The organism is Pseudomonas poae (genome assembly GCF_001439785.1).
Classification (GTDB): Bacteria; Pseudomonadota; Gammaproteobacteria; order Pseudomonadales; family Pseudomonadaceae; genus Aquipseudomonas; species Aquipseudomonas poae.
In genome coordinates this window covers 1-3,263 of record NZ_JYLI01000046.1, presented here as the reverse complement: position 1 = coordinate 3,263, position 3,263 = coordinate 1, and the positions used below count along the sequence as shown (strand labels likewise).

The 3,263-nt window shown below is 64.0% G+C and carries 3 protein-coding genes; all 3 read right to left on the bottom strand.

The features are described 5' to 3' along the window. Positions 1 to 930 (bottom strand): L-arabinose ABC transporter permease AraH (gene araH / locus TU75_RS26055; protein ID WP_060550541.1); only part of this gene is annotated, 930 nt, incomplete at its 3' end. A gap of 9 nt (positions 931 to 939) precedes the next feature. After that, positions 940 to 2,442 (bottom strand): L-arabinose ABC transporter ATP-binding protein AraG, encoded by a 1,503-nt coding sequence (gene araG / locus TU75_RS26050; protein WP_060550540.1) that lies wholly within the window; start codon positions 2,440 to 2,442, stop codon positions 940 to 942. Continuing rightward, on the bottom strand, positions 2,439 to 3,263 hold an 825-nt coding region (locus TU75_RS26045), incomplete at its 5' end, for a substrate-binding domain-containing protein (protein WP_060550539.1). The genes araG and TU75_RS26045, both read right to left, overlap by 4 nt.

Sequence of the window (3,263 nt, the reverse complement as noted above, 5' to 3'; positions counted from 1 at the left end):
CAGGATCGAGCCGCGGATCACGTATTGGTAAAACGTGTCGATGTTCTTCAGGTTCATCGCGTTTTCGATGATCGCCAAAATCAGCACCCCGGCAATCACATGGCGGATCATGCCGATGCCGCCGCTCAGCGATACCCCGCCCAGCACGCACGCCGAAATCACTGTCAGTTCGAAACCCTGGCCGATCATCGGCTGGCCCGAGGTCATGCGCGAGGCGAGGATCACCCCGGCCAGTGCGCCGATCAGGCCGTGCACGGCGAAGATGATGATCTTGGTGCGGTCCACGTTGACCCCGGCCAGCAGCGCCGCTTCCGGGTTGCCGCCGATGGCCATGGTGTTGCGCCCGTAGGTGGTGTAGTTGAGCAGCCAGCCGAAGAACACGAAGCACACGATGGTAATCAGGATCGGCACCGGCACGCCCAGCAACTGGCCGTTGCCGAAGATGAAGAACTGATCCTGAGACACGCCCACCGCCTTGCCGTCGGCAAAGATGTAGGCCAGGCCGCGCACGATCTGCATGGTCGCAAGCGTGGTGATCAACGCATTGACCCGCAGCTTGGCGATCACGATGCCGTTGATCAGCCCCACCAGCAGGCCCATGCCCAGGGCGGCGCCGATGCCCAGCATCACGCTGTCGGTGTCGCGCATCACAATCGCCGCCACCACGCCTGCGCAGGCGATCACCGAGCCCACCGACAGGTCGAAGTGCCCCGACGCCAGGCAGAACAGCATGGTGCAGGCGGCGATGCCCACCGTGGAAATCGCCAGGCCCAGGCCGCGCATGTTCAGCGGCGAGAGGAAGTTGTCGATGAGCAAGGCGCACAGCACGAAGATGCTCACCGCCGCCAGCAGCATCGCCCAGTTATCCAGCAGCGCGCGCAGGTCCAGGGGTTTGCGTGCTTTGGGCAGCGCGTTGTCTTGGGTCGTCATAGTCGTCTCTCAGTGGGCCGGGCCGCGCGGCAAGGCCAGCTGCAGCAAGTTGGATTCAGTGGCGTGTTCACGCCGTTGTTCGCCGCGCAGAGCGCCTTCGCACAGCACCAGGATGCGGTCGGAAATCCCCATCACTTCCATCAGGTCGCTGGACACCACGATCACCGCAATGCCGCTGGCGGCCAGATTGTGGATGATCTGGTAGATCTCCGACTTGGCGCCGATATCGATGCCCCGCGTCGGCTCATCGAGCAACAGCACCTTCATCGGCATCGACAGCCAGCGACCCAGAATGGCCTTCTGCTGATTGCCGCCGGACAGGTACATGATTTTCTGCTCGGCGTTGGGCGTCTTCACCTTCATCGCCTGGATCTGCTGGCCGGCGTTGCCCTTTTCCCAGCTGTCGCGCAGCAGCCAGCCAAACGAGGCGTGGGCGCCACGGGCGCTGATATTGATGTTTTCCGCCACGCTGGACAGCGGGATGATGCCTTCCTTCTTGCGGTCTTCCGGGCACAGCAGCACGCCGGCGTCGATGGCATCGCGCGGGGAGCGCAGGTGCAGGGTTTCGCCGCACAGCTCCAGTTGCCCCGCCGTGCTGCGCTCCAGCCCGCAGAGCAGCCGGAACAGCTCGGTGCGCCCTGCCCCCACCAGCCCGAACAGCCCCAGAATCTCGCCCTTGCGCACCGCGAAGCTGACCGGCTCGCGCAGGCCCGGCCCGAGCAGCCCGTCGACCTTGAGCGCCACCTCGCCATGCTCGCGCGGGCGGTAGTCGTAGATGTCCTGGATATCGCGCCCGACCATGCAGGTCACCAACTGGTCGTGGGTCAGCGCGCGCATGTCCTCGAACGTGCGCACGTAGCGCCCGTCCTTGAACACCGTGACCGCGTCGCAGATGCGGAACACTTCTTCCATGCGGTGCGACACGTAGAGCACCACTTTGCCCTCATCGCGCAGGCGCGCGATGATCGCCATCAGCCGGTCGATTTCCCGCGCCGAGAGGCTGCTGGTGGGTTCATCGAAGGCGATCACATGGGCGCCACGGGACAGCGCCTTGGCGATTTCCACCAATTGGCGCTGGCCCAGGGACAGGCGGCCGAGCTTTTCGTCCGGGTCGATCTCGTCGGCCAGGCCCTTGAGGCAGGCCAGCGCCTGCTTGCGCAGCAGGCCGCCGTTGACCACGCCAAAACGCGACGGCAGGTGGCCGAGGAACAGGTTCTCCGCCACGCTCATTTCCGGCACCAGGTGCAGCTCCTGATGGATCACCGCCACGCCGCTGGCAATGCTGTCAGCGGCGCATTTGAACGCCATGGTCTGCGCGCCGATCTGCACCGAGCCACTGCTGGGAATGTAAGCGCCGCCGAGAATTTTCAGCAGCGTCGACTTGCCCGCGCCGTTCTCGCCCATCAGCGCATGCACCTGCCCCGGGTGGGCGGTGAAACAGATGCCGTCCAGCGCCTTGACCCCGGGAAAGGTTTTGCCGATACCCTCAAAACGCAGGGCGGCCGCACTCATTTCCACAGCCCGATTTTGGTCAGCTCTTCCTTGAAGTTTTCCCGGGTGATCAGCGTCACTTCATCCATCGCCGTGTATTTGGGCGGTTCGGTGCCCTTGGTCACCCACTCGTACATCATCAGCGCGGTGTTGTAGCCCTCGATGTGCGGGCTGGGCAGCATCGAGCCGAAGAAACCGCTGTTGGCCTTCTTCAATTCGCCGATGGCGTCGGTGCCGTTGATGCCGATACCGATCACGTTGGCGGCGGCAAACCCGGCGCTTTCGGTGGCGCGCACGCCGCCGAGCACGGTGTTGTCGTTCATGCCGCCGATGATCAGGTTTTTCGCGCCACTGGGCAGCTTGACCAGCGCCGAGTTGGTGGCGTCCATGCTGCCCGGAACGTCGAGGGTTTTCAGCGCGGCGGTGAGGATGTGGTCCTTGGGAATGCCGGCTTCTTCAAGGGATTTGATCGACCCGTCGGTGCGTTTTTTACCGGTGTCGAGTTCGTTGAAGGTGTTGATCACCGCATAGGTGTCCTTCCAGTCCCAGCCACGTTTTTTCGCTTCGGCGGCCATCGCGGCGCCCTGCTTCTGGCCCACTTCAAACGCGGCCATGCCCAGGTACGGCACGTCCTCCATGAACGCACCCTTGGCGTCGACGAAACGGTCGTCCACGGCAATCACCTTGAGGCCGTTGGCCTTGGCCTTGGCGACAATGGCCGGGCCGAGGGATACATCCGGCGGGCAGATCACAAAGCCCTTGGCGCCGTTGGCGGCGAGGCTGTCGATGGCCGACAGGGTTTTCTCGCCATCGGGCACGGCGATCTTGATCACGGTGAAGCC